Origin of the sequence: Kitasatospora sp. NPDC091207 (genome assembly GCF_044768625.1) — a bacterium.
GTDB lineage: Bacteria > Actinomycetota > Actinomycetes > Streptomycetales > Streptomycetaceae > Kitasatospora.
Genome location: NZ_JBIVVS010000065.1, coordinates 1 through 3,274 on the forward strand (window position 1 = coordinate 1; position 3,274 = coordinate 3,274).

The 3,274-nt window shown below is 68.6% G+C and carries 1 protein-coding gene, 1 rRNA gene and 1 pseudogene; all 3 read right to left on the reverse strand.

The window, feature by feature from the left end; genetic code table 11:
• Positions 1–274: 274 nt before the first annotated feature.
• On the reverse strand, positions 275–2,383 hold the full coding sequence (locus tag ACIQTO_RS38090) for a DUF1524 domain-containing protein (protein ID WP_402398255.1): 2,109 nt from the start codon (positions 2,381–2,383) through the stop codon (positions 275–277).
• A gap of 76 nt (positions 2,384–2,459) precedes the next feature.
• Positions 2,460–2,840: pseudogene (locus tag ACIQTO_RS38095) on the reverse strand (DUF262 domain-containing protein); the annotation flags it as partial.
• Positions 2,841–3,190: 350 nt separating this feature from the next.
• Positions 3,191–3,274: ribosomal RNA gene (gene rrf / locus ACIQTO_RS38100) — 5S ribosomal RNA — on the reverse strand; the annotation flags it as partial.

The window sequence follows — 3,274 nt, forward strand, 5'->3', positions numbered from 1 at the left end:
ACAAAGCGCAACCCAGCCCGAACCGGGAAGTGATGTGTTTCCAAGGATTGGCCACCCCGGGACCGTCCGCGCAGATGCGTGTCCGGTGCTCCCAGTCGAGCGACTAGGAAACACTAGATCCATCCGGAGCCGGAAGCAACTCCTCGGTCATGACGCCCGCCGACCGGGTCCCCTGCCGGGAGCGGCTGCCCCTGGCAGGGGACCGTACAGACCGACCGGCGAGGCTCGCCCGCGCCTCCACCCGCTGACATGACCCACCCGGCCGGCCCGGCGCTCACACGGCTTGCTGGGCGTAATGGAGGGCGGTGACATGAACGAACCACTCGAGGACGCCCTGGAGCTCGTCCCTCTGCCGCCCGATCACCTCAAGGGGGAAGGACGGCCGCAGCTCCAGTTTGGCCTCGGCGAGCTGGATGCCGTCGATGCGGTTGAGCCGTCGAAGGAGCTCGCGGCGCATCTCGGTGTCGTCGAACGGAGGACGGCTGCGAAGGTGTTGGAACACCACCTCGACGGTGCCGAGCACCGGGTAAACGGCCAACGGCCAGATCGTCGCAGGTCCCGCTCCCGGACCCAGATTCATCGTCGGGAAGCAACTGGTCTCCGCGGCGCGGCCGTAGGTGAGCCGGCAGGCCGGATCCTGACTCGCCCAGAAAGCCATCAGATTCCGCACATCGTCAGCAACCACCGGGTGGTTCTCACGCAGCAGTTCCTCGAACCCGGCTGCTCGGCCCTGCGTCCGCGCATCGGGGAGCGCGTTCTCCGCGGTGTCCCGGGGAAGCTCCTTGTCGAGCAGGGTGGCCAGGTCGTCGGCGGACAAGCGGTGAGCGAGGTCGGCCCGGCCGGCACCGTCGAAGGGAACACCTTCGGCTGCGAGGAGCGTCCGGGGCTCGCCATGGTCCCCGTCGAGCCAACGAAAGTTGTCGGACACCCGACCGTCCGCGGTGAGCACGCGATAGGCGCCGTGCAGGCCGGCGGTGTTCGCCAGGTAGTTGCCGACTGGCACCGGGTGGCTCCCGATGAGTGCGGCCACCGCCCCGTAGGTCGTCCAGGTGCCGCTAGGAATGGCGATCAGCGCGGCCCGCAGTTCGCTCCACCCGGGCCACTCCGCCGAGACCTCCCGCTGTGCCCGGACGGGACCCGGCCAGATCTCCACCGCACGCCGGCCAAGCCGCTCCGAGCGGGCGCCGATCTCCTTGGCTCCCCAGCGGGCCTCCGCGGCGATCTCCACGTTCATCCGCAGAGCGCTGGAGTCGAGGATCTCCTGCTTGCGCTGGAAGGGGTGGTTGGAGAGCCGGCTGTTCTCGCCGGAGAGGCTGAGGTTGCCCAGCGTGTGCACCAGGAGCTCGTGCACCTCCTGCGCTGCCTGTCCGTCCTCGGCCTCCTCGGCGAGCAGGTCGAACCACGCCTGCGACGGATTCTGGGGCAGCACGTGCTCGACGGTGAGCGGCGACTTGGCGTAGTCCACCACCTCGCTGGCCCCGTAGCTCTCCTCAAGGCTGCGCAGGACGAAGAACCGCTGCTGCGACCGCCCGGCCCGGTAGAACGGCATCCGGCGGACCTCCTCCATGACCTCCGCGTCGTCCGGCCACACCCGCGCGCCGGTCCGCTTCGCCGACAGGTAGCGCCGCACGGCCTGGGCGGCCGGCAGGTCACGCTCCAGTTCCTTCGGGGCTTCCATGAACAGGCGGTTCAGGCCGGTGGTGGAGGACTGGCAGAGCAGCCGCCGTACCAGGTAGCTCTCCACGAAGCGCAGGGCCTCGGCGGCCTCGGTCGCGGTGCAGTCGCCGGCGTCCACCTGATCGAGCAGGAACAGGGCCAGCGGGTAGTGCGTCTGACCGTCCCAGCGGTCCAGTCGCTCCAGCGCGGCCCGTAGGGCCGGGTCGCACTCCCTGGAGGGGTCCACCACCCGCATGAGGCGCTGCCCTCGCTCGGCGAGCGCGGCGATCTCCGCCTGCAGGGCTTGCTCGTCGCCGGCCAGCGGCTGCAGCCGACGCTGCTGTTCCCCGTAGATGTCGGTCTGCTTGGCCCGACTGTTGCCGCGCACGACCAGGTCGAGCCAGACGAGGAGCTCGAGGTTCTTGGGGCCCAACTGCTGCTGCATGGGCAGCCATTGCTGCTGGTAGACACGCTCGCCACGGGTGGGCAACAGCATGAAGACATAGTTGCGCAACAGGTCGCTCCGACTGAGACCGACACCGGTGTTGTTGATCGACTCGAAGATCCGGAACACGTTGTCCTGCGCATCGGCGGTGATCTCGACGATGGACAGAAGTCCCCCGAGCGTCGTCACGACGGCCTCGGTCCAATCCGAGCCGTGCTGCTGGGAACCCTCCGTGTAGACGCCCCGGAAGAATCGATAGGCGGCCCCGATGTCCGCCGCCACCCGCGCGCGGGCCTCCGGAGACGCAGGCGATGAACGCGTCCCGGTCCGCCTGTGTCGGCAACAGCCGGTAGTGGTCGTTGCCGTCAAGGTACTTGTTGACCAGGTACTGGCCCTCGATCTTGTCGGCCGCCCTGGTGAACTCGCCGCCGGCCTCTCGCAGATGATCGCGAAGAGCGGTGAAAGCGAGCATCAGTGTCGTCAGGCGCTGCTGACCGTCCACCACCAGCCATCGCTGGACGCCGGCCGCAGCGAGCTGTCCCGGAGCGAGGACCACCGAGCCGAGGAAGTGCGAGGCCGGGTTCTCCCCGTCGAGCTGGGCCTCGACCAGGTCACGTACGTCGTCCCACAGCTGACGGAGCTCGGACTGTGTCCAGCTGTAGGTGCGCTGGTACAGCGGGACCTGGAACTGCTTCTCCCCCTGCACCAGCTTGATGAACGTGACCTCTCGGGCGTGCATCGGCTCCCTCTTCGAGCTGCGTACCGCCGGTTCGGCTGCTGCGCGGTCAGCCTACTGACGACCGCCGCCGACCGCGGCCGAAGCGATGCACGAGCGACCTGCTTTCCACTCAGGAGTGCTCGCGCGGTACCTCCGCCCAATCCCCGGTCCGCGGACAGCCGGTGCCAGAGCCGGCATCGCCCGCTGGCCTACCCGTGAAGCCGACTGCGGCTCGGACCAGGTTCCCCGGCTCCGACGGGCAACCGTCCGCAAACGCCAGAGAGCCCCTGCCCGGGTCCCGGGCAGGGGCTCTCTGTGAATGCAGAAAGACCCCCTCCGGAGTACCGGAGGGGGTCTTTACTGGAATGATTGTTCGGCGGCGTCCTACTCTCCCACAGGGTCCCCCCTGCAGTACCATCGGCGCTGTGAGGCTTAGCTTCCGGGTTCGGAATGTA